The organism is Rhodoplanes sp. Z2-YC6860 (genome assembly GCF_001579845.1).
Taxonomy (GTDB): domain Bacteria; phylum Pseudomonadota; class Alphaproteobacteria; order Rhizobiales; family Xanthobacteraceae; genus Z2-YC6860.
In genome coordinates this window covers 2271561-2292290 of the sequence record NZ_CP007440.1, presented here as the reverse complement: position 1 = coordinate 2292290, position 20730 = coordinate 2271561, and the positions used below count along the sequence as shown (strand labels likewise).

At 56.8% G+C, this 20730-nt stretch carries 25 protein-coding genes and 1 pseudogene; 18 read left to right on the top strand and 8 right to left on the bottom strand.

What is annotated here, in order from left to right:
• Positions 1 to 38: 38 nt before the first annotated feature.
• Complete coding sequence (locus RHPLAN_RS10785; RefSeq protein WP_068017134.1) at positions 39 to 533, bottom strand: pyridoxamine 5'-phosphate oxidase family protein; 495 nt, start codon at positions 531 to 533, stop codon at positions 39 to 41.
• Between the two features lie 195 nt (positions 534 to 728).
• Here RHPLAN_RS10785 and RHPLAN_RS39230 point away from each other — a divergent pair, with 195 nt between their 5' ends.
• Complete coding sequence (locus RHPLAN_RS39230) at positions 729 to 1103, top strand: hypothetical protein (protein ID WP_157100199.1); 375 nt, start codon at positions 729 to 731, stop codon at positions 1101 to 1103.
• 313 nt (positions 1104 to 1416) lie between these two features.
• Entirely contained in the window at positions 1417 to 1632 is a 216-nt protein-coding gene (locus tag RHPLAN_RS10780; RefSeq protein ID WP_068017131.1) for a hypothetical protein, read from the top strand.
• 455 nt (positions 1633 to 2087) lie between these two features.
• Here RHPLAN_RS10780 and RHPLAN_RS10775 read toward each other — a convergent pair whose 3' ends face one another.
• Both RHPLAN_RS10775 and RHPLAN_RS10770 read right to left on the bottom strand, forming a co-directional pair.
• On the bottom strand, positions 2088 to 3233 hold the full coding sequence (locus RHPLAN_RS10775) for an extracellular catalytic domain type 1 short-chain-length polyhydroxyalkanoate depolymerase (protein ID WP_068017129.1): 1146 nt from the start codon (positions 3231 to 3233) through the stop codon (positions 2088 to 2090).
• Positions 3234 to 3461: 228 nt separating this feature from the next.
• On the bottom strand, positions 3462 to 5420 hold the full coding sequence (locus RHPLAN_RS10770) for an AI-2E family transporter (RefSeq protein ID WP_068017125.1): 1959 nt from the start codon (positions 5418 to 5420) through the stop codon (positions 3462 to 3464).
• 755 nt (positions 5421 to 6175) lie between these two features.
• Between RHPLAN_RS10770 and RHPLAN_RS10765 the strand changes: the two genes are divergently transcribed.
• Positions 6176 to 6895, top strand: a complete 720-nt coding sequence (locus RHPLAN_RS10765; protein ID WP_068017122.1) for a Crp/Fnr family transcriptional regulator — start codon at positions 6176 to 6178, stop codon at positions 6893 to 6895.
• On the opposite strand, the gene RHPLAN_RS10760 is transcribed toward RHPLAN_RS10765, so the two are convergent.
• A complete protein-coding gene (locus RHPLAN_RS10760; RefSeq protein ID WP_068017119.1) occupies positions 6888 to 7115 on the bottom strand; it encodes a DUF6894 family protein in 228 nt (75 codons plus the stop codon). The two genes, RHPLAN_RS10765 and RHPLAN_RS10760, sit on opposite strands and share 8 nt — an antisense overlap.
• Positions 7116 to 7358: 243 nt before the next feature.
• On the opposite strand from RHPLAN_RS10760, the gene RHPLAN_RS38300 reads away from it, so the two are divergent.
• The 4 genes from RHPLAN_RS38300 (at position 7359) to RHPLAN_RS10745 (ending at position 10009) form a co-directional block, all read left to right on the top strand.
• Positions 7359 to 8081, top strand: a complete 723-nt coding sequence (locus RHPLAN_RS38300; protein WP_084244659.1) for a Crp/Fnr family transcriptional regulator — start codon at positions 7359 to 7361, stop codon at positions 8079 to 8081.
• Positions 8082 to 8268: 187 nt separating this feature from the next.
• Entirely contained in the window at positions 8269 to 8661 is a 393-nt protein-coding gene (locus RHPLAN_RS10755) for a hypothetical protein (protein WP_068017116.1), read from the top strand.
• 628 nt (positions 8662 to 9289) lie between these two features.
• Complete coding sequence (locus tag RHPLAN_RS10750) at positions 9290 to 9589, top strand: hypothetical protein (RefSeq protein ID WP_157100198.1); 300 nt, start codon at positions 9290 to 9292, stop codon at positions 9587 to 9589.
• Between the two features lie 135 nt (positions 9590 to 9724).
• Complete coding sequence (locus RHPLAN_RS10745; protein WP_068017112.1) at positions 9725 to 10009, top strand: SemiSWEET family sugar transporter; 285 nt, start codon at positions 9725 to 9727, stop codon at positions 10007 to 10009.
• Here the strand turns inward: RHPLAN_RS10745 and RHPLAN_RS40790 are convergent.
• Together RHPLAN_RS40790 and RHPLAN_RS10735 are read right to left on the bottom strand one after the other, a co-directional pair.
• Positions 9997 to 10128, bottom strand: coding sequence for a hypothetical protein (locus RHPLAN_RS40790; protein ID WP_257730378.1), 132 nt, complete (start codon positions 10126 to 10128; stop codon positions 9997 to 9999). The genes RHPLAN_RS10745 and RHPLAN_RS40790 overlap by 13 nt on opposite strands.
• A gap of 319 nt (positions 10129 to 10447) precedes the next feature.
• Positions 10448 to 10663: a hypothetical protein gene (locus RHPLAN_RS10735; RefSeq protein ID WP_068017107.1), complete on the bottom strand. Its 216-nt coding sequence runs from the start codon at positions 10661 to 10663 to the stop codon at positions 10448 to 10450.
• A 139-nt stretch (positions 10664 to 10802) separates the two neighbouring features.
• Here RHPLAN_RS10735 and RHPLAN_RS10730 point away from each other — a divergent pair, with 139 nt between their 5' ends.
• A complete protein-coding gene (locus RHPLAN_RS10730) occupies positions 10803 to 11042 on the top strand; it encodes a DUF6894 family protein (RefSeq protein WP_068017104.1) in 240 nt (79 codons plus the stop codon).
• 652 nt (positions 11043 to 11694) lie between these two features.
• Here the strand turns inward: RHPLAN_RS10730 and RHPLAN_RS10725 are convergent.
• Both RHPLAN_RS10725 and RHPLAN_RS10720 read right to left on the bottom strand, forming a co-directional pair.
• Positions 11695 to 11883 carry a hypothetical protein gene (locus RHPLAN_RS10725; protein ID WP_068017101.1) on the bottom strand — a complete coding sequence of 63 codons (189 nt, stop codon included), beginning with the start codon at positions 11881 to 11883 and terminating at the stop codon, positions 11695 to 11697.
• Between the two features lie 235 nt (positions 11884 to 12118).
• Positions 12119 to 12436, bottom strand: a complete 318-nt coding sequence (locus tag RHPLAN_RS10720) for a hypothetical protein (protein ID WP_157100197.1) — start codon at positions 12434 to 12436, stop codon at positions 12119 to 12121.
• Between the two features lie 504 nt (positions 12437 to 12940).
• Here RHPLAN_RS10720 and RHPLAN_RS40110 point away from each other — a divergent pair.
• The 10 genes and pseudogenes from RHPLAN_RS40110 to RHPLAN_RS10690 all read left to right on the top strand — a co-directional run bounded on the left by RHPLAN_RS40110 (position 12941) and on the right by RHPLAN_RS10690 (position 20727).
• Positions 12941 to 13102, top strand: a complete 162-nt coding sequence (locus RHPLAN_RS40110; RefSeq protein WP_198164827.1) for a hypothetical protein — start codon at positions 12941 to 12943, stop codon at positions 13100 to 13102.
• Positions 13103 to 13147: 45 nt separating this feature from the next.
• The gene (locus tag RHPLAN_RS39225) at positions 13148 to 13369 is read left to right on the top strand and encodes a hypothetical protein (RefSeq protein WP_157100196.1); all 222 of its coding nucleotides are present in this window, start codon (positions 13148 to 13150) and stop codon (positions 13367 to 13369) included.
• A 337-nt stretch (positions 13370 to 13706) separates the two neighbouring features.
• Positions 13707 to 13916: a hypothetical protein gene (locus RHPLAN_RS39220; protein ID WP_157100195.1), complete on the top strand. Its 210-nt coding sequence runs from the start codon at positions 13707 to 13709 to the stop codon at positions 13914 to 13916.
• Positions 13917 to 14962: 1046 nt separating this feature from the next.
• The gene (locus tag RHPLAN_RS41000; protein WP_084244657.1) at positions 14963 to 15172 is read left to right on the top strand and encodes a DUF3551 domain-containing protein; all 210 of its coding nucleotides are present in this window, start codon (positions 14963 to 14965) and stop codon (positions 15170 to 15172) included.
• Positions 15173 to 15354: 182 nt separating this feature from the next.
• Entirely contained in the window at positions 15355 to 15534 is a 180-nt protein-coding gene (locus RHPLAN_RS38290) for a hypothetical protein (RefSeq protein WP_084244655.1), read from the top strand.
• 774 nt (positions 15535 to 16308) lie between these two features.
• On the top strand, positions 16309 to 16542 hold the full coding sequence (locus RHPLAN_RS39215; protein WP_157100194.1) for a hypothetical protein: 234 nt from the start codon (positions 16309 to 16311) through the stop codon (positions 16540 to 16542).
• 197 nt (positions 16543 to 16739) lie between these two features.
• A pseudogene (locus RHPLAN_RS40475) lies at positions 16740 to 16876 on the top strand (SDR family oxidoreductase); the annotation flags it as partial.
• A gap of 461 nt (positions 16877 to 17337) precedes the next feature.
• On the top strand, positions 17338 to 18015 hold the full coding sequence (locus RHPLAN_RS10700) for a DNA-3-methyladenine glycosylase family protein (RefSeq protein ID WP_068017086.1): 678 nt from the start codon (positions 17338 to 17340) through the stop codon (positions 18013 to 18015).
• Positions 18016 to 18127: 112 nt separating this feature from the next.
• Complete coding sequence (locus RHPLAN_RS10695; protein ID WP_237180105.1) at positions 18128 to 18946, top strand: gluconate 2-dehydrogenase subunit 3 family protein; 819 nt, start codon at positions 18128 to 18130, stop codon at positions 18944 to 18946.
• Positions 18947 to 18948: 2 nt separating this feature from the next.
• Positions 18949 to 20727: a GMC family oxidoreductase gene (locus tag RHPLAN_RS10690; RefSeq protein WP_068031008.1), complete on the top strand. Its 1779-nt coding sequence runs from the start codon at positions 18949 to 18951 to the stop codon at positions 20725 to 20727.
• Positions 20728 to 20730 lie beyond the last annotated feature (3 nt).

Below are 20730 nucleotides of genomic sequence, written 5' to 3'. Positions count from 1 at the left end.
TGTCGAATTTCGCGTTGGTTTGCCTTCGTAACATACTCTCAGGAACGCAAATCCACATTTGCAACGTTATCGCGGTAATCCTTCTTAGGATCTGCTCCCATTAAAACTTTAAGACCCGCGATCATACTTGACGCATCAATCCAGATCTCCGCTCGCTCGGGATCGAATCGAAGAAGGGAAAGTTTTGGATCGTCCTTGCCGCCTTTGTACCAAGCGGCGATATAGCGGTTCCAAAGTTTTTCTATCACGCCCCGGTTTGTATCGACCGTCAAAGACCCATGGACGGTGGCGAAAATGTCATGCCCTTTGTCGACAAAAGTCGCGATCGCACGGTCGTGCGACCCCGCATTCAGCTTCTGTACGATGGTGTTGTCAGTGGACGTAAAAAACCAAATCGGCCCTCTTTCGCCATCGAGTTGGGCTGTCATAGGTCGGGCATGTCCGTCTTCGACGCCGTCGAGGCCCAACATCATCGTCATATCAGAGGCCAACGCGCTCCAGAACTTCTCTTCAATTTCCTGCGGGCTTGGCATGTTGCGCTTTCTCTAGTTTCGATTCGTCCAATAACAGCCGCTGCAACCGTATGTTCCCAAAATTGTTGCTGAGAAGCTGAAGCGCCACTGCCATGTGAAGGGTCTAACCCTTACATGCAACGCATCACTGATAGTGAGACCCAGGGAGTCTTTGACAGAGAGCGTCGCGCTCCCGCCTGTACGCGGGAAACAATTATGCGCAATCTCACCTCCTCAGACTTGATCCGTGCTGGCTCTGCTCTCGTTCTATCAGCCGGGATTCTCGTGGGTACGACTATGACTTTAGCGGCAATGGAAAATGCGGTTCCGAAAATTGATGTTGAGAGACGTTGCCATGCAGCTCAACACACGAACGAAAAGATGTTAGGCGCCGGTTCCTCATCCCAAACCTTCGAAGCGTGCTTGAAAGATGAGAAGTTGGCACGTGATGCTATGGAGCGCGCATGGGCAGAATTGCCGGCGTCGACTAAGGCTTTGTGTGTGCAGCCGAAGGTCTTCTCAGCGAGCTATATTGAATGGCGCGAGTGTGTAGAAATGGTGGGACACGTTAAAGCCTTAAAGAAGCGGTAATTTCAGCTGCGCCGCTAATCGGATTTAAGTGAGCAAGTCACTCAGCAGTCGATGAGCGGATCGGACGGCTTCGGGATGGACATTGAGCCCTCCCGCTCCGATCGCAGCGTTTTTATGTGAGAGCGCTGAGAACCTTTAGTGAGGCTGCCATGCGTGACGCTAAGACGTCCGACGAGTTCAAGGAAGCCATAGAAAAACGGCTTGGTCGCGCGTGCTCCGTCGAAATCCGTATGGACCCTACTTTCGAGGTGATGGTCAGCGTCGTTGCCACCCCCAGCACGCTAATGCATTACAACAGGAAGCCGATACAATCTTGAGTGAACTTCGCAGCAATTGGGCTCTCAAGATCAGACGCGTCGACGCTGAAGAGGTCGTTCGCGACGAACTTCAGCTCCCGGCCGCCGCGGTGCAAATTGTCGGCGCGAGTCCCGCTGATTACAGGGTGGAAGTTCACGGCGGCGGAACCGAAGCACAAAGCGCGGCCGAACAGACCTTCGCTAGGCTCAGGCGGATGTACGAAATTGAATAGTTTCCCCTGCCGCCGTCCGCGTGAACGTTATGATTGCTTGCACGGCGGATATCGGTTCGTCGAAAACTTTTTGCGACGAAGGTTTTCGAAGAAAGCAATATGGCGACGTTGGAAGCCTGAATTATGATTCGGGCTTATCCTCCTCAAATTGGGACCTTATCGATGTTTCTTCGGGTCGACGTTTTTTTGGCTTTTTGCCGTCGAAGAGCCTGAGCAACAGTTCAGTAATTTCTTGATATGTGTCTTTTGACGCGTGATTTTCGTCGGTCATCGCATCGCCCTCTTCAACGGCAATGCGTGCTGTCTGCGTCGTGTTCCAAACGAAACTATTTATTAGACAGCGTCGGATTGTAGGCCAACGACCTGTGGTCATATACGCGCTAATGAGCAAGGCTCATTTCACCGTAATCTGAACAGGCGAACGATCGCGCTTGGCACGACTGTTCTCGCTTCGGCTATTTCTTCATCAGGCCTGCGGCCTGGAGAGCATCGGTAATCACCGCGCCGATATCGACCGGATACCCACGAGGTGATGAAGCTCTGCGTTGCGAGCCCGAAACATCGGGCAGCGATGGCGCCGTGATTGGCCGGGCCGTCCGCTGGGGAACGATCGCTTCGCGGATTTGCGCAAAGCCCGACGCGCGTTTGGGCCGTGAAACGTTTCGCGCTGGTTCCGCGGTCAGGCCGAAAAACCCGGCGATATGAAACGACGACGAAATTCCGGCCTCGAGCAGGAATGGTCCGGCGTTGCCGCATTCGGAATCGGCGTCCCCTGTTGCGAGCGGCGTTCCATGCGCCATGTTGGCGATGGTGTACGACTCGATGACCGCGTCACCGGCGCCGTTGCGCCACACTTGCCTGAGATGGCCCTCGACTTCGTCTTCTTCCGTCGGGTTGACGCGCAGCCCGTGGAGCGAGGTCCATTGCTTGACGATTTCCCGGGCGTTTGCCGGAACGACCGTTCTATCGTCGCTGCCGTGCCAGACGGAGATGCGGGGCCACGGGCCGAGGTGTTCCGGCGCCGCCGCCCGCACCATGTCGCCCCATTGCCGTGGCGAGTGCGACGGGCATTGAAACATGCTCTGCAAGGCCTGTTGCACGTTGCCGGCAGCCCCGTAGGGCAGCCCTGCAACCATGGCGCCGGCAGCAAAGACTTCCGGATAGCAGGCCAGCATGGCGGACGTCATGGCGCCGCCCGCAGAAAGACCCGTGACGAAAACGCGCTGCCGGTCGATTCCTTTCTCGCGAATCATCGTCTCGATCATTTGATGGATCGAGGCGACTTCGCCCTGGCCTCTCTGGGTGTCCTCAGGCTGAAACCAGTTGAAGCAACCGTTCGGATTGTTGGAGCGCTGTTGCTCGGGCAGCAGCAGCGCAAAACCGTACCGATCGGCGAGCGTGGACCAGCCGGCGCCGTGGTCGTAGCCCGCCGCAGTCTGGCCGCAGCCGTGCAGCACGACGACGAGCGGCACATGCAGCACAAGCGAGGGCTCCGCTGGCTTCGGCAGATAATAGTACAGGCGCAGGTTGCCGGGATTTGAGCCGAAGCTTTCGATCTCTTCGAGAACACTGGGCTGTGTCGCCGTATTCGGCAAAGGCATGTTCGGAAGATGTGCAAGAAACGAAAGCGATGGCGGAGCCGACGTTGAAAGCGATGGCGGACCCGACGTTGGAAGAAGGGCGCTCATGGAGTTTCGAAAATTGAACACTGATTGAGGTCCTTTCCATTGCGTCCGGCAACCACCGACATGGGCATGATTGCTGCAGCGCACAATAGGGGATGCGCGAAACAGCGTCGATGAAAACGCGGTTCCCTCGCCCCAGTTGGATTAGGCAGTCAATGGAACGGCGATGCGGCGGTCCGCGTCTTCGCGAAAGGACATCGCCCGCGCTTGATCGAGGCAAAGCTGCGCCACACCTCGAAGTGTCCCGGCACCGGCGTCGGCTTTGACCATGGCGGCCAAGGCGGCCGGGTCGCTCTCGGTCAGCCAGCATCCCAGGATGATCGGGGCATCTGGGAGCTTCCGTCGCAAGCGACGGATGGCATAACGAATGTGGGCAGGGCTTTTGGAATCCAGAAACGACACGCAGGCCAACGCCACACCCTTGGTGTCGAGCCGGAAAATGTTTGCATTCGACAGCGCGTCTGCACCCTCGACCCGCGCATTGAGTCCGTGCTTCGACAGCAGCTGGGCCAGCATGGTCGCCGCAGCCTTATCAAGCTCGGACCGGCCGGCGACGCACAGCACCGGCCCGTCGCCTTGCCATTCCGGCGGCAGCTGGTCTTTGTCCAAAGGCTGAAAATCGAACGATCCGGTTTCGTCGCTCGCATCGACGGCTGCTGCCGCTTCGGAATCCTCGGCGGGCGCTTTCGAAGGTTTTCGCTCCTCATCGTGGTCGGCCAGCTCGGTGGTAAGCTCGATGACTGAGGCCTCGATCCTTTGCAGCAGCGATGCATCGAGTGTGTCGCGGTCGACGTCGTTCTGGGCCAGTTTCAGGCCCTTCAAGGCAACCTCGTCGTAATAGGCCGACAGTGGCCGCTGTTCGAGGAACTCTTCCGCCTTGTCGAGCGCCTCGGCAGGATCGTCCGCCAGCATGCGTTGATAGAAAATCTCCGGCGCCGACAAGGCCGGCCGGTTGCCGAACATCACGTCCAGAAATTTGAGACTCTCGACGTGGCGGCCTAGGACGACAAGACAGATTGTCAGTGGTGTCGCGAGCACCAATCCGATCGGGCCCCAGAGCGTGGTCCAGAACGTCGCCGAAATCACGACGGCCAGTGGCGACAGCCCTGTGCTGCGCCCAAACAGCATCGGCTCGAGGAATTGTCCCGCGAGCGGCTCCAGGACGAAGAAGACGCCCGCCGTCCATAGCAGTAGCGACCAGCCGGGATCGACCGCCACGGCCAGAGCGAGTGGGAAGACCGCGGAGATGAACGAGCCGACATAGGGAACGAAGCGCAGGATTCCAGCTAGAATCCCCCAAAGCGCCGCGCTGGGAATTCCGATGAACCACAAGGCCAACCCGATCGTAATGCCGAAGCCGGAGTTCAATGTGAGCTGCGCGAGAAAGAGCCGGCTGAGGCGCCGGGCCGCATCGTCGAGCGCGGCCGTGGTCTTCTGCAGGTCATGAGATCCCGCAAGCTTGATCAGCCGGTTCCGCAAGTCCTCGCGCTGCATCAACGTGAAAATCACAAAAATGATCACGATGCCCGTGGTCATCAGCGGATGCAGCAGCGGCGAGATCAGCGAGGCGATGCTCTCAAGCGCGGTCGGGGGCGGCTGGCGAACCTCGACCGGAATGGGCTTGGTATCCTGCCCGGGTGCCGGCGCCAGCGTGATGACCGAAGACGGCGGGGCATCCTTGGGTTTGTTTAGCTCCTTGCCGAGATCCTTGAGAACATCGGCGGCTTTATCGAGTGTGTTGTGGGTTGCAGCCGTCCCGCGGATGGATTGGATTTTGGACCGCATGTTGGCTTCGTAGCCGGGAAGAGCGCTCGCCAACTGCGTGACCTGGCTGGCAATGACGCCGCCAACGGCAAAGATGACCAAGAACGCCAGCAGCACGACGCTGATGACCGAAGCGGCACGCGGAACGCGCCAATCCTGGAGGCGCCTGGCGAGCGGGGCCAGGACGAAGGTCAGCAGGATCGCAAGCGCGATGGGCACGAAAACGTCGCGGCCGGAATACAGCGCTGCCACGATCAGGGCAGCAAGGACAGCTGCCGAGACCCCTTTGACCAGCTTGGCGGCCTCGTCTTGTGCCCTCGCGAGCCCGATCGCGTCCATTACCGTCTGTCGCCCCGAAAGGTCATAGCGCTGGCCACTTTTCAAGCCGTACTTTGAAGGGGAGCGACACCATGGCGGAAAGGCCCGCGGGTTCAACGACATTATCGATTTTTTTGTGCACGTCAGTCAACGCACCAGACAGGCTTACGTTCATTTTGGCGCGGACGGGAAATCTACAGGTTAGGCTTTTTCGGTTGTCTCCGTTTCTTGATATGTGTTTTCCGACATAGGTGTTGGTCCTCCCGTTCCAAACAGTACGTCGCGTTCCGAAAACAGCCATTTGTTGGACAGAGTCGGCTTGTAGATAGACGGCGCGCCGCCGCCTATGCGCTGTTAGCGCTATGCCCATTCAGCGATATTGGAATAGATTAAAAATCGCGTTCGGCACAACCGTCCTCACTCCGTCAGATCTCGTGAGGAAGCCACATAACGCCTCCGTAGCCACCACACTGACCCGCCAACGCACGCTATTGCAGCTTCCCATGCCGCCAGCGCAAAGAAAACACCGCCAAAATCTAGCGGACCAGTGCAAGCTTAGCGACGGGGTACCGGTGCAGTTGGGGCCGCGGTCAAAGCGATGAGCAAACGTTGGATCATCGTGTGGTCTACAGAGAACTCCGTATTGGCCTCAATCGGTTTCGACAGTCTGGAAAACATCGATGCATCGCCAGCCGATCGATGCATTACCTGCGTAATTCGACATTGTCATTGAGCTAGCTTGAGCGGATACTTATTGACCCTGCTCCGGACCCTCCATGACCGACGACATTCAAAACGAGCTATTGGCATCCCTTGATTCGCACGATTATGGGCTCTTAAGACCTCATCTGACTCGCATTCGACTGGAACAGCACGCTGTGCTGCAGCAAGCGGATTACCCGATAGAGAACGTCTTCTTTCCGTTAGATGGGATGGTATCTCTTCTTGCGAGTGTCCCAACCGGCGAGGAAATCGAGATTGCTGGAATCGGCCGGGAAGGAGCCATCGGGACAAAAATTGGCTTCCTCCCTCTGCTTTCCTTCTCCACGGCTATAGTCCAACTCCCGGGGATTGCAATGAGAATGCCCCTCACAGCATTCCAGGCCGTTGCAGCCGGCAACATTGCGCTGACCCACATAGCGACTTGCGCCAATGACATCTTACTGTGCAACCTTCAACAAGCTGCGGCGTGTAATGCGATACACGGGACCGAGGCGCGACTGGCCAGATGGCTATTGCAGGCGTTGGACAGACAGCAAGGAAACGAACTGCCACTCACGCAGGAGTTTCTTGGGCAAATGCTAGGAGTACGTCGGACGACTGTCACGGTCGCTGCGAGCGCGCTAGAACAAAGCGGGCTTGTAGAGTATCGACGAGGCAAGATCCATGTTTTGGACAGACCCGGTCTCGAGGAAGCAGCGTGTGGATGCTATCGAGTCGTGGAAAAGAACATCGCCGCCGTAGTGAAGGCGGCACGCCGCGCGAAAATCAGTTAGCCAAAAAAGGGATGACGAGCAGGACATTTCCCTGCTCATCACAAATCTCGATACTCCAAGTTGTCCATGACGATGTATCAAGCGTCTCAAACTTTTGACGCTTTATGTCCTCCACGTCCTTGTAAGCTTCGCGGCGCGCGCTTTCCAGATCGAGCAATTCGACCCCCTCGTGATCTTCGGCGCGCGAGGAGTTCAAAACATTGAAATAGTAGCGGGGCATGAGTCCCAAATGCTGTGCGGAGTGATAGGTGCGCGCACGATGCACGGGACCTAAGCAACAATTCTGTAAGTGCCTCTAAAAACTCAACGCTTTATAGAGCCTTGCGTCCGCCGTCCGACGCTAAGAGCTGTATTTTAAGCCCATGAGTCAGCCGACCGACATTATCGTCTACATTGAGTCGGGTAGATATCCTAAGGGCCGCTATATTCGCTAGAGTTGTGCCTTTGAGGGAGTCTGACGACGGTGCCCGAGCAAAATCTTGCCTTGTTAGCGCTTCCATCCGATGTGGTTCAGAGATTGAGGTCGTCCGCTCGCCCCCGACATTTCTCCCCAGGTCAGGTCCTATTCGCAACAGGCGACAAGCTTTCGGGCCTATATTTCCCTGAATCAGGTGCCGTTTCGCTTGTTTGCGAACTTGAAACCGGCCAGCTGATCGAGACGGCGTTCATCGGCAATGAAAGCGTAGTCGGTGGAGCCGCAGCCCTTGATGATACAGTTGCCCAGTGCAAAGCGATTGTGCAGATCGGCGGAGATGGTTTCTCAGTTGATGCTAACTCCGCCCGTCAAATCGCGCGCGAGAGCGAGGAGTTTCGTACAACTATTTTTCGGCACGAGCGCTTTATTTTGGCACAAGCGCAACAATCGGCAGCCTGTTATGCCAGCCATTGCCTCGACCAGCGCCTCGCGCGTTGGCTCCTGCGCGGTCGGGATGCATCGGGCACAGACACATTCACGCTGACGCAGGAACTCCTCGCCGAGATGCTCGGGGTACGTCGAACCAGCGTGTCCACTGCGGCAAACAGTCTTTTAAAGGCGGGAGTGATCCACTATCGCCGCGGTCACATCAAGATTGATAGGCCAGACGCACTCCAGCAAATAGCATGCGAATGCTACGGAGCAATTAGGATGCGATATGACGCTCTCTGCCTCGGACAAGTACGACCCGATCATTCTTCAACGCCCTAGCCAGCACTCAAAGCGCTTATGCAAGATGGATCGCGAGGCGCGCTTTGCTGGGATCGTGACGCTTTATGGAAGCGACGAACGTTAAGTCGGGAGTCGGACAATACACTTGATGAAGCTATGTCGAAAAACGTCGTGCGCCTTTTAATTGACGCGCATCATCTGCTGCCGACTAACAGCGGAGTTGACCATGAGTACGAGGCGTCAAATCCAAACAGCGGCGATCAACGCGGCGGTCCTCCGTGACCAGAAAACAGCGCAAGCATTTAAGATCAGGGAGATAAAAGCCGCGTTAGCATCAAGTGGCCACCACACTCTGTATCACCAAGCGCTCGCCTTGGGCCTGTGTCGTAGCACGACTTGGAATATTTTAAGCGGGGGCCATAAGCACGTTGGACTGACGGCCGATGTGGTCAACACCATTCTAGGCTGCCAAACGCTACCTGATACGGTGAAGTTGATCGTTAACGACTATGCGCGACGCAAATTGGCAGGCGAGTACGGACATTCGGAAAAGGCCATTGCACGGTTTGAAGAGCGTCTCGCGCAAGAGTTATCTAGCGCCGAGAGGGCAACTGCGTAATTCGGTCGCACTCGACTCTGTTTCTCCTGGTGGCCCTAGGCACCTTTCAGCAGCCTTCGGACATCCGCCGATACCCCAAGGTCAGGCGCCGGCCCGGTGGCGAGGTTTCTTCACATAAACCCAGCGTTTTGGATCATTTTGGTCGCGTGAGGTCGGCTACCGCTCGCGAACGCCCCGCGATGCTCTCCGGCGGAAGTTGTTTTGCCTCGAGCAGTGGATGACTTTGGCGTGCTCCTCGGCTCTCCAGAAAATATCAGGCGGACGGCTCTAACGCAGGGATACCTTCTTCGCCCAACGCTGATCAGACGGAAACGCTCATTTTCTTGAATCTGAGTGGATATGACGCGTCAGAAATCGGCGAGTTTCATAAGAATGTGCCGCTGGTCGCACCTGACTTAAAAACCGCGATCGCACGTGCGCTCGGCTGCATCCGCAATTGCTCTTCGCGGCACCGAGATCGAGCTTTTAAAGTCGATGAGGGGATTGATCTCAACAAGATTTTCGATGCTCACGGGCGTCATCGCGTGCTTTGCAGGAACTCTTTGGTCTTACCTGCAAATATTTTCGACTCGTTTGAACATACATCAGCCTCGGCGCTTGTCATTCGCTCATTCAGTAAGGAACTCAGATGGCCGTAAAGCGCGCTCGAAAAATGAAACGTGATGCGGTATCTCCATTCCGTGACAAAATATGGAATCTGTTTCGGGAGACCGCGCGGGGCATGGACGGTGCGGACGTAGTAGTCGCGCTGAAGCAGGCCGGCGAGGAGATTTGGGCCGTGGGCATCGACGACACATACAGCACCATGAGCCACCAGGATGACGAGCCGCTTGGCAATGCTTTCGATATCACCTGGCTCACTGTCGTATGTATCAAACTGAAAGAGATCAAGCAGGGCCACAAGCCTAGAGTGCGTATCAAGGGTTGATCAATTGGCTTCCTAAAATATGGATTTTAACGCAAGTCGACAACTTCCAATTCGTTTTTATGCCGTGTCAAACGCCCCTTCCAGCCGGGCACATTCACACTCGATTGTCTCGTGTTTCAACGCTGAAAGTTATGCATGATGGATGTAAATACCGCGGTCGGAGCAGCGGCGGCGATTTGCACTACGCTTTCGTATTTTCCGCAACTCAAGAAACGCTGGCAAACTGGGGAAACCGGAGACCTGTCGCTATGGATGTTCGTGATCCTGTTTGTGGGTTTGGCGTTGTGGATGACGTACGGCTTCCTAAAAACCGATTACATCATCTTAGCCGCCAACGGGGTGAGCCTTTGCTGCTTGGCAGGCATTTTGTTTTTTAAAATAAGAGGGGTCGCGGCCGGATCTGATCCTCATCCTTCGTAAGGAGTCGGCTTGGGTACGAGCTTCAGAGGCGTCACATCTTTCACTGGTGCATTGATCGGCTGGAAGATCAACTCTAGCCAGCGCCGGTAAATCACGAAGGGAATCATCATCGGGTTCATGCTGCACTCCTCACGCGACGGCTTCTAAAGGCGCAAGCACCAACTCAGGCCATACCATTAGGAGCAGTTCTCGCTTGCAATTGTCGCACTTGAAGTACTTCACAGCGGCGTCTTCCGAGCGCTTTTCCAACTTGACGTAACGCATCGTTGTTTTGCAAGCGCAGTCGGGCACATCAATAGAATTTATATCTAGCAATCGCTCAAACATGGACATCTCCGGGGTCTGAAGAGCCAAATGCGCTGCAGCGCAATTCGTTCCGCATTGCAGCAACCCAGAACAACGGACTCTTCGTTCCTCCCCGGAGGTTGGAAGTTCGGGTCACAAGGCTTCCAGATCGTAGTGCTCCCGTAACCTCTCCACGATCCTGTCTGCGATGTATTGAAACCCTCCCACGGTCAGCGGCTTCCCTATGCATGTCACCCGCCATCCATGTTGATGGTCGTAACTGACCCAGATGTCATCAAGATCAACGTCGCCGCCGAGTTCAGTCCTAACCAGCTGCGCCAACTCGTTGGCACTCTTGACCTGTTTCAAGCCCCTTTGCCCCTCGAATCTCCTAATGTCTGGTATGGAACATAGCACTAAGGGTCCAGGTTACTTTACATCACCGTGACCGACGCCAGGCATTCCGGTGGCTGAGAGAGATGACTCTCGCCCAACCGGAGAGCGTCACGTGCGTTACTATTTCAACATTGACGACGGTGAGCTCGCCTTTGATGAAGAAGGCATGGAGTTCACTGATTTCGATATGGTCAAAGCGGAAGCTCTCCAAGCCGCCGGCGATGCTCTCAAGGAGTTGGAGAACACCGCGATCTGGTCAGGGAAAACTCTCAAGATCTGGGTGACGGACCAACCCCAGGGCGGTGGAAACACATTGCTGACGTTGTTGGTCAACGCCCGCCTTCCAGCTTAGCGAAACCGAAAGTGATAGCGGGGCGCCGGCTTCAACTGAAGACAGAGCAGGTGAACGCGCTTTTTGATGCTGGGTTCTGAGCGGCGGAGCCTTAAAGCAAGCTTGCGAACGTTGAATCCCCTCTCCGCAAGCTCACGCAGCGCCAAGTCGGCTTTATCATCCCAGACTTGATACGACCTTGCTGCCATTCGTGTCCTCTATCGAGTGCGGCACCGTTCGGTTGCGAACCGAGTCGCACACCTTGCACTCAAAAACCTGGTGGCCCGCGTGATCCCCCAGCACGGTTTTGAACATCCACATCGGGACATCAAAACTCTCTGAACGCGTCCCCATAGCCCCGTTGCGAAACCTACTGCCGGGTCACGGGCGTCTCTATCAAAAGCGTTAATCAGACGAGTAAATGTGCCATCGGATAATCGTTTCGCATCTGGTGCCTTGATCCGGTCGATATCGATCCGGCAGGTCGGACACCGATAGATCATCCGGTTGATGCCCAACTTTATTTACCGATCTTCTTTTAGAACCATCTCTGTCTCGCAAATCGGGCAATTCGCCTTGTCCGTCATTCCCTGAGCGTAAGGTGGTTTAGGGAACTACCCTCCGCATCACTACCTACCCTCCAAGGCAGATCAGGACACGTTCCCGCCATTGTTCACGAGACTGACTTGAGGGCCGCGTCTACGAGCTTCTGTTCATCTCGCTCGCCCTCGATGATCCCATCACGAACCGCGTACCGCATCACCCCGGCGTTTTTAGGCGTCCGATCGTTCTCTGGGAGTGAGGCAACAGCCTTCTCCAGAACCTTCGCCAGCAGAGGCGTGTTCGCGTAGTCCCAGTCCATTGACTTCCCTTACCCCCCCAGGACGCGATCTAACCACGCGGCCCGCTGGGGGACAATTCACCGCAGGTCACCTTCACATGGGGATGAAGTCGACGCACCGAAACGCTTGCCGATATGACGACGTAAGGTAGATCGATCTCACATCATGATGCCTTCACGTGCTGGCGCGCAAGATAGTTACAACGAGGCCCATGAGACCAGAGCGTGCCGGCACCGAATCCATGAAGAACATCAACTATTTTTTGCGCATCTCCAAATTCGAGCGCACGGCTGCCACCAGTGCAGCGTTTGTCTTGTCCAGCACGAAGAGAGCCCGAAGCGTCCCCGGCGTGGTGTTCATCCCATTGTTGTTAAACGTCACCAGCAGATCTGCAGAAGCATTCAACACCGTGTCCAGCGGTCGGTCCTTGCCATACTGCTTCTCATAAAACGCTGTTGCCAGCTCGCATTTGACCTCAGGACTCTCGGTCTCCTTTGTCCTCAGAGAACATTCCGCGAGAGGTTTTGACAGGGCGAGTAGTTCTTCTTCCTCCAGCGTAGCAACGTCATTCACCGCCGCCTCCGTTAGCCCATCATTCAGCAACGGCGACGGTTGCGCGTGAGCGGCGCAGATGATGAAGCATAGAGTCTTGAGCAGCGTTGCCTCCCAAACAAGCGTTTGATGTTGCCGTATACGATTTAGTGGCGCAACGCCGCTTCACACTAAAACATCTGGACCGTTCAACGGTGGCAGCAATCCCACGAACCTGAGCCTGCAGGTCGGGGCCGCCGCGCCATGAGAATGGCGCTGCCGGCTCTGTCATGAAGGAGCGTTGATGAAATGGAGCGTTCTGCTAGCCGAAGCCAGCTTCTGCGCGCCCAATTATCAAAGAGAGTCGTCGAGTGAACACTTGGCTCGATTCAAAGGCCAGCATTGCGAGGGATGCCAAACATGAGCTTACCAGCAACGCAAGCCGTTACGTCAAAAGCCATGCTGCATCGCGTTTCTTTAGCTGTGGGACTCGCAATCGCGAATTTCAGTCGCCACCTCCGGTGCTCACATCGAAAGGAAATGCGCATGAGCAACCAAGATCAGGATAACAAGCAGCAGACCCAGAACCCGAACCAGGGCGGTCAGCAAGGTGGCCAAAAGGAAAATCCGGGCCAGCAGACTCAGAAGCCCGGCCAGGGTGGACAGCAGGGCGGGAATCAAAACCCCGGTCAGCAGAATCAGAAGTAAGCAGAAGGCCCCGCTTCGGCGGGGCTTTTTCCTTCAAGGAGAACTATGGTTGTCATTGATAAGCGCACAGTGAAGCCGGAAAGACTGCCGCCAACCGCTAATGAAGTAGAAGAGCGCCTCGTCCGACTTGCACGCATGAAAAAAGAGCGTGCAGAGGATGCACCTAAAGCCACGCAGGAATACCGCGCCGCCGAAGCCGCCGCGAGATCCAATATCAAAAGGCTCCGGGCAGAGCGGTTAGCACGCACGAAAAAGCCGGAGCACTAGACCCCGGACTCGTTCGCTCCCGGAGTTTTAGGCATCTTGGCCCTGTCGGGAATTACCAGACCAACGCCATCGATGTGAGCGCGTTCCTCACAATCGCGTGGGACGCGTCACTATTCGAAAAACGATCTATCACCTTGTTTGATTTACGTCAGAATTATTTGGCAGCGGAGTGTCGAACCAGAAGCTCGACACCGCGTGCTGACCAGTACCACTTCCCCCTGCCATGCGCCGGGACTTTTTATGCGTGCTACCGGACTCTCCTTGTAACCAAATAATTTCAACACGCAACCAAAGCGCATGCTGTTTCGTATCTCCAAAGGGGATCAAGGAGCATCAAATGCGTCTACTACCGATCATAGCTGCACTCAGCGTTCTATCGACTGCGGCGTTCGGCCAGAACATGGATAACTCCAACATGAGATCGAACATGAACGGCGGCATGGAAAACAACCAGACCACCGGCATGGGGATCAGGCACAAGATGACGCGTCATGAGAAAATGATGCACAAGAAGATGATCAAGAAAAAGATGATGCGCAATTTGTAAGGAGACGGCCCGGGTAACTCCGGGCCGCTTCATTTAAAGAGAAATGACGCCCGTGTATGCGATGATAATAGCTGCAACAGAAAGCACTGTGCCCACCACAAGAACGACGAGAACGGGCCTGTCCAAGAATCCCGCTCGGGCTTCGACTGCTGATTCGACGACGTGATGATCTTTTTTGTGCATTCTCACTAACGCGCCTGTGACATGTAAAGTTCAAAAGTGAAGCCGCCGTGATTGGGCACGGCGGCTTCGAGCGCAGGAGGGTATCGCGCCCCTTACTTGAAACGGAAGTGATGCTGGCTTCGGCACGCCGAATCCTCAAAGCGAGCTTGCGAAGGTTGAACGCCTTCTCGGCCAGTTCACCCAGCTATGTATCAGCCTCATTGCTCCAAAACTGATATGATCTTACTGCCGTGGGTAATCTCTGTTGAGTGCGGGACGGTCCGGTTGAGAACCGAGTCGCACACCTTGCACTCAAAAATCTGATGGTCGGCGAAGTCCCCCAGCTCTGCTTTGACCATCCACATCGGGACATCACAGCACTCTGGACGCAGCGACATGACCAAACTCCCAGTTCTTGAGAACGTATTACTGGGGCATGAGGCGTCTATGTCAGATGCGTCAGCAGACCGACTAATTGAGTGAATTGAGTCGCTTAGCGCACGGTGGGACTGCATTTAGTCTTGCTTTGGGCATCAAAGAACGGGTCATACGGCCTACTTGGGCTTTACAAACAGCGCAACTATTCAGCGACGCAAGCAAACCTTAGTGGTCGCCGTAGTTGGTTGCGGTCGGCTCTCTTGGCTCGGCATAGCGTCGCTTTACACCATCGATAGCTAATCAAATTCAAACGCCCCGCGGTGAATTGAGCAGCGCGTCGTGCCTATCTGACGTGATGCAAGTCCTCAAGATAGCGTATCCTCATCCAAGCGTCGGTTCGAACCACAGCGCAATCGAGCTCGTCAGGCCAGACCGCAGCCCCATCAGACGCGGGCGCACGCAACTAACTCACTCAGAGGTGACTGTTTCTTCGAAAGGACAACCAGATGAAGAAAATCGCTCTAACCTTCGGTTTCATCCTCATGGCCACCGCTGCCCACGCCGATTCCTACAAATGGTGCGCGGACTACGCCGGCAGGAACGGGTCGAACTGTTACTTCCGGACCTACCAGCAGTGTCGAGCGGCTATCTCCGGAAACGGTGGTTTCTGTCGGCCCAACGGATTCTACACTGGCAGGGAACACCGCCGAGACTGACGACTTGACTAGACACGAGCGGGCACTCAGCCCCCCAGCCCCCGCCTGCTCGGAGAGAGGCCCTGTCTTAACCGGCGGGGTCTTTTTATTTGATCGTACGCCGCTCGGCGCCGTCTGGCGCGAAGTGCCAGCTTGGCGACGTTCTCTGCCACCGTAAGCCCCTACTTTCAAAGGATCTTCAGATGAGCAACAACAAAGACCCGAAGACGACACGACCAGGCGAAATGCCGCCGGGCAAGTTTCATTTCAATCCTGGCAATATGTCCGGCAAGAAAATTGGAAATGCCAAACTAAGCAAGGACGACACAGCTTCTCCTGTTGACGCGAAATCTACTAAACCGCAGCACGGACGTGAGAAGTGACGACCTCCACTAGGCACGACCAACAGCCTGGACGCCAAGGCGTGCGGGCTGGTTCGTTATCCCAGGGCGGGCTCGTCGGGAGCGACCGCGATCTCTTGGCTCGGTGGAAGGGTACGCGCTTCAAAAGCCGCTTAAACCAAGAAGGACACAGATGCGATCGTGGGAGCCGTCGCCCGCGAGGGCTTCCGGGAGTTCACGGTGGTTCTTCGTACAGCGGCAAGCGGGTCGTCAGGACGACGAGACGCCCTCAAAAACGTAGCGATGGCCTACGTCGCCTTCAGCACTACGTCATCCTTCGGTCTACGAGGCCATGTTCGTCTTGCCGGTAAACTCACGGTTCGCCGAAGCCAGAACGAGACAGGAGCTACGCTCTGCCTTCGAAGCACTGGCGGACGTCGTACCACCTTTTTGCTTTTTGCGCCAATGTGGCCGACGTGACAGAGGCGTTTTGGGCCACCCTTCATGGTCTGGCAGCGCTCGAACGGTCAGGCCGAGTCAGATCAAGCATGCGTGGCGAACGCATCGCACTCGTCTTTCAGGCCATCTCAGGTGGCCGCAGATAGCTGCTTCCCCGCAGCTGAGCTCGTTTCTTAAATGTTTCCTGCGAATTCCGAGTTGTTCCCGGCCTCGAGGGCGGTCGGTAAGGATAGCCCATGTTTAGGCGAAGCAGAGGGAACCGCGCTTAGCGACGGGCTTTAACGTCCGGCAAAAGCACGGTTGGCAGACGCCCTCCGGTCGGCGCATGTCCATCCGGCAGCTTCTCTGGAGATTGCAATGGCTTTGAACGTGAACGGCACGAGCATACCGGTGCCCGAGGACGCCCGCGTCTCGCTGCTGGCGTGCCCGCTCGTTGGACGAACGAAACCAGTAGGCCACGCCGAGCGTCGCGAGGATCGTCGGGATAACGATCGCCAGCATGATGCCAAGCGAGTTGAACAAAATCTGGCGTTCGGCTTCGGAAATAGGTCCTTTGGGATCGAGAACGCCCTCGCGGCAGCCGCACAGTGAAGCAACGGCAACAAGGGCTAGCGCGCGGAATATCATGTCAGTTGTCGCCCTTCGCGATGTCGGCAAAACGGAAGGTTCCTCGGCACTATCCCTGACTTGGGCTCGCGGAGGGTCAGGAAAGGTATCGTTCGGCCAAGCCTAATCGCTTCGCTGTCGTAAATCACGCTTGGCGCGTTGAAACTTCTCCTGCGGGTCACGCCTTTATCAAAGTCGAGGGTCGGGCAGGAGCCGCAATCCCCGGCGATTTGCGTGATGAGGCGTTCTGCCGGCAACTGGTAACACGGCTTTGGAAGGTCTCGGCATTGTCGTGAACAACGCGGCACGGCAGCAAACCAATGGAGCCGCCGGAGGCACGGGGCAGCCCTAGCAGCGCTAAGCCCGCCGCCGAGCTGCCTCTAATGGCGCCTTTCATGCCGTGCCCGCGGTTGAATGGCGTCTTAGCTGCCGCCGCAGCGGATTCGAAGGTGCATCCCTCGTTTTCGCGTGAAGAGTGGCCTATGAGACTTCTATTTTTCTACATAGACGGCGTGCTTGACACCCGCGCCACTCCCAACCCACGCAAGCTCCCCTACATCGTTGATAAGCGGCTTGTCGCGTGGTTTAAGAAAATCGTCACGCATACAACGACGACGCCAGTCATGACATGGATGTGACGCTACGACCAACAGGACTCTTCAGCGCCCGGCATCACGGCATTCCATGCCGCGGCGCCACTCCCATGACCGCTGGTTATCATTTCCATGACATGCACCGAGTCCACGGGGCAAGGAATTTGTTGCGCAGTCTCGATTAACATTGGAGACTCTCAACCAACCGTTGCCACTGATGCCCGCCCCCAAAACTCTCCCTCGTATTGAACGGGCGCTCGCCAAAGCCGATCCGGCCTTGGGACGCCTAATCAAAGTCATCATTGAGCGCAGTGGACCGCGGCACGTTGCCCCCTCGCCCACACCGCCCTTCGAAGCGCTAGTGCGCGCGGTCGTCTACCAGAGCGTCTCCGCCAAAGCGGCGGCCTCGATCTACGCGCGCCTCAAAGCGGAGGTCGGAAAGCCTTTTAGCCCGGGCAAGATCGGAGCGATGAGTGAGGCTTCAATCGCCGCTGCCGGGCTCGCCAAATCGAAAGCACGCGCGATCGCAAATCTCGCGGCATGGTTCCTTGCAAACCGCAAGCGAGCGAAGGCGCTCCCAACCTTGCCGGACGATGAGGTAGTCGCCGCTCTGACAAGCATTCCCGGCGTTGGCCCGTGGACGGTGAACGTCTTTCTGATCTTCAATCTGGGACGGGAGGACGTCATGCCGGCGAGCGACCTTGGCATCCGCCGGGGCGTGCAGCTAATCGCACGAATGAGGAGCATAGCCACGCCAAACCAGGTGAAGGAGCGTGCCCTGCTATGGCGCCCCTATCGCAGCGTCGCGTCGCTATATCTTTGGACCAGCATCCGGTTGAAATTACAGCAGGCGGATTTGGGATAACGCTGAGACTCCAAAGTGGTTCAATTCGGCGATCATTTTCAGTCCGCGCCGTTATTTGACTCTTCGATGCGTACCTTGAATGCTGCGGGCGGGGCGTAGCACTGAGCATTGATTGTACGACCGCAAGACAGAAGATTGTCGCGTTCTGCAATCGATTGATGTGGAGGACCAAGGCATGGGCCAGGCGACAAGCCAAGGCTCCGCGCTCCGCCGCCGTGAGCTTCTGACCGGTACCGCGTGTCTACTTCTCGGAATGTCGCGTGCGGGCGCGACCCAGATCCTGGATCGACTGCCCTGGGAGCCGAATGCCGGCGCTCCGCCGACGGCGGCGCGCCCCGGCCCCTGGCAGTTCTTCACCGGCGCCGAAGCCAGGGCGATGGAGGCGGTCGCCGATCGGATCATACCGCCCGATCCTGACACGCCTGGAGGCAAGGATTCCGGTTGCGCCGTATTCATCGACCGACAGCTCGCGGGCCCCTACGGAAAGCAGGACGGCCTCTACGTCCGCCCACCGTTTCAACCCGGCGCAAAAAACCAGGGCGCGCAATCGAAAGACGGCCCCGCCGAGCAATATCGCAGTTGGCTCGGCGCACTCGATCATGCCGTCAGTTTGAAGTTTGGCGGCAAAGTCTTCGCCGATCTCCCGGATGCCGACAAGGACGATATCCTCAAAGGCCTCGAGAGCGGGTCGCTCACGCTAGTGGGCGCTGACGGCAAAGCGTTCATGGAGCAGGCAGTCAAGGACGTGCAGATGGGCTTCTTTGCCGATCCGATCTATGGCGGCAACCGCGACATGGTTGCCTGGAAGATGATCGGTTACCCCGGCGCTCGCTACAATTACCTCGACTGGGTCGACCGACCGAACGAGCGCTTCCCCTTGCTGCCAGTGAGCATCGCAGGCCGCGCCGAGTGGACGCCACGGACCCGATAGCCATGACAAAACGCCTCCCGAAAAAAGATGTCGTCATTATCGGATTGGGCTGGACCGGCTCGATCATGGCGCACGAATTGACCGATGAAGGTCTCGACGTCGTCGCGATCGAACGCGGTCCCTGGCGCGACGCGCCGACTGACTTTCCGCCGACCTACATGCAGGACGAGTTGCGCTACCGAGTTCGCCACGAACTTTTCCTGCGGCCGGATCAATTGACCTTCAGCTTCCGCAACAAGATCGGGCAAACGGCGCTTCCCATTCGAAGCTGGGGCGCCTTCATGCCGCCGAACGGCGTGGGCGGCGGCGGTGTGCATTGGAACGCAGAGACGTGGCGATTTCTGCCGTCTGATTTCGTGCTCAAGACGCACCTCACCCAGCGTTATGGGGCGTCTTTTTTGCCTGAGGACATGACGATCCAGGATTGGGGTGTCACCTACGACGAACTCGAGACGCACTACGACGCGTTCGAATATCTCTGCGGCACGTCGGGCACCGCCGGAAATTTAAAAGGGCAAATCCAGGAAGGCGGCAACCCGTTTGAAGGGCCGCGCTCCCGCCCCTATCCGACGCCCGCCCAAAAACAGCCTTGGGGTTACCAGCTCTTTGCGAAAGCTGCGCGTGAGCTCGGCTACAAGCCATTCCCGCAACCGTCGGGTAATCTTTCGCAGGCTTATACGAATACACTCGGCCTCCAGATGGGCCCTTGCACCTATTGCGGTCATTGTGAGTGGTTCGGCTGCGCCAATTATTCGAAGGCAAGCCCTCAGACCACGCTTCTCCCTGCGCTTGTGCGCAAATCCAACTTCACCGCGCGCGACAATTCCGAAGTCGTTCGCATTAACACCGATCGCTCCGGCAAGCACGCTACCGGCGTAACCTTCGTCGATACGAGTGGCGAGGAATGGGAACAGCCCGCCGATCTCGTCATTCTCTCCGCCTATTCGCTTTTCAATGTGCAGCTACTGCTGCATTCGGGGATCGGTCAGCCGTACGACCCGGAGAAAAATACTGGCGTCATAGGCCGCAACTTCACGCATCAAACGATATCGAGCGTGAACGGCTTCTTCGATCACACCAAGTACAACTTCAATCCATTCGTCGCTTCGGGCTCGATCGGCATGTGCGTCGATGAGTTTAACGGCGACAATTTCGATCACGGTCCCCATGGTTTCGTCGGCGGCGGCTATGTGGGTCACGTCCAGACGGGCGCGCGTCCGATCGAGTCCACGCTCGTGCCGCCCGGCACGCCGAAATGGGGCGCGGCGTGGAAGAAGGCCGTAAAGGAGAATTACTTGAGCACCGTGAAGCCTGGCACCGGGGTGCATGGCAGTTTCTACGCGTACCGGGACGTCTATCTCGATCTTGACCCAACCTACAAGGATCGCTTCGACCGCCCCTTGATGCGCATGACGATCGATTTGCACGACAACGAGGTGAAGCAAAACAAGTTTCTGACCGACAAGTTCGCCGAGATCATCAAGGCGATGGGAGCGAAGGCCGTCGCGCCTTCGTATCGCACTGCCCCTTACGACATGACGACGTATCAGACGACTCACCTGAACGGCGGGGCGATCATGGGCACGGATCCAACGACGAGCGCCGTGAACAAGTACCTGCAGCACTGGGACGTCTCAAATCTGTTCGTGCTGGGCGCGAGCGCGTTTCCCCAAAACGCTGGATACAATCCGACGGGCACCGTTGCCGCCCTCGCCTTCTGGGCAGCATCGGCAATCCGCAATCGATATCTTAAAAACACCGGGCCGCTGATCCATGTCTGAATC

Bases quoted from the DNA above. Each gene is read 5' to 3' on its own strand.
- RHPLAN_RS10785 (WP_068017134.1), bottom strand. From the start codon at position 533: ATGCCAAGCCCGCAGGAAATTGAAGAGAAGTTCTGGAGCGCGTTGGCC.
- RHPLAN_RS39230 (WP_157100199.1), top strand. From the start codon at position 729: ATGCGCAATCTCACCTCCTCAGACTTGATCCGTGCTGGCTCTGCTCTC.
- RHPLAN_RS10775 (WP_068017129.1), bottom strand. From the start codon at position 3,233: ATGCCTTTGCCGAATACGGCGACACAGCCCAGTGTTCTCGAAGAGATC.
- RHPLAN_RS10770 (WP_068017125.1), bottom strand. From the start codon at position 5,420: ATGGACGCGATCGGGCTCGCGAGGGCACAAGACGAGGCCGCCAAGCTG.
- RHPLAN_RS10765 (WP_068017122.1), top strand. From the start codon at position 6,176: ATGACCGACGACATTCAAAACGAGCTATTGGCATCCCTTGATTCGCAC.
- RHPLAN_RS10760 (WP_068017119.1), bottom strand. From the start codon at position 7,115: ATGCCCCGCTACTATTTCAATGTTTTGAACTCCTCGCGCGCCGAAGAT.
- RHPLAN_RS10755 (WP_068017116.1), top strand. From the start codon at position 8,269: ATGAGTACGAGGCGTCAAATCCAAACAGCGGCGATCAACGCGGCGGTC.
- RHPLAN_RS10750 (WP_157100198.1), top strand. From the start codon at position 9,290: ATGGCCGTAAAGCGCGCTCGAAAAATGAAACGTGATGCGGTATCTCCA.
- RHPLAN_RS10745 (WP_068017112.1), top strand. From the start codon at position 9,725: ATGATGGATGTAAATACCGCGGTCGGAGCAGCGGCGGCGATTTGCACT.
- RHPLAN_RS40790 (WP_257730378.1), bottom strand. From the start codon at position 10,128: ATGAACCCGATGATGATTCCCTTCGTGATTTACCGGCGCTGGCTAGAG.
- RHPLAN_RS10725 (WP_068017101.1), bottom strand. From the start codon at position 11,883: ATGGACTGGGACTACGCGAACACGCCTCTGCTGGCGAAGGTTCTGGAG.
- RHPLAN_RS40110 (WP_198164827.1), top strand. From the start codon at position 12,941: ATGAGCAACCAAGATCAGGATAACAAGCAGCAGACCCAGAACCCGAAC.
- RHPLAN_RS39225 (WP_157100196.1), top strand. From the start codon at position 13,148: ATGGTTGTCATTGATAAGCGCACAGTGAAGCCGGAAAGACTGCCGCCA.
- RHPLAN_RS39220 (WP_157100195.1), top strand. From the start codon at position 13,707: ATGCGTCTACTACCGATCATAGCTGCACTCAGCGTTCTATCGACTGCG.
- RHPLAN_RS41000 (WP_084244657.1), top strand. From the start codon at position 14,963: ATGAAGAAAATCGCTCTAACCTTCGGTTTCATCCTCATGGCCACCGCT.
- RHPLAN_RS38290 (WP_084244655.1), top strand. From the start codon at position 15,355: ATGAGCAACAACAAAGACCCGAAGACGACACGACCAGGCGAAATGCCG.
- RHPLAN_RS39215 (WP_157100194.1), top strand. From the start codon at position 16,309: ATGGCTTTGAACGTGAACGGCACGAGCATACCGGTGCCCGAGGACGCC.
- RHPLAN_RS10690 (WP_068031008.1), top strand. From the start codon at position 18,949: ATGACAAAACGCCTCCCGAAAAAAGATGTCGTCATTATCGGATTGGGC.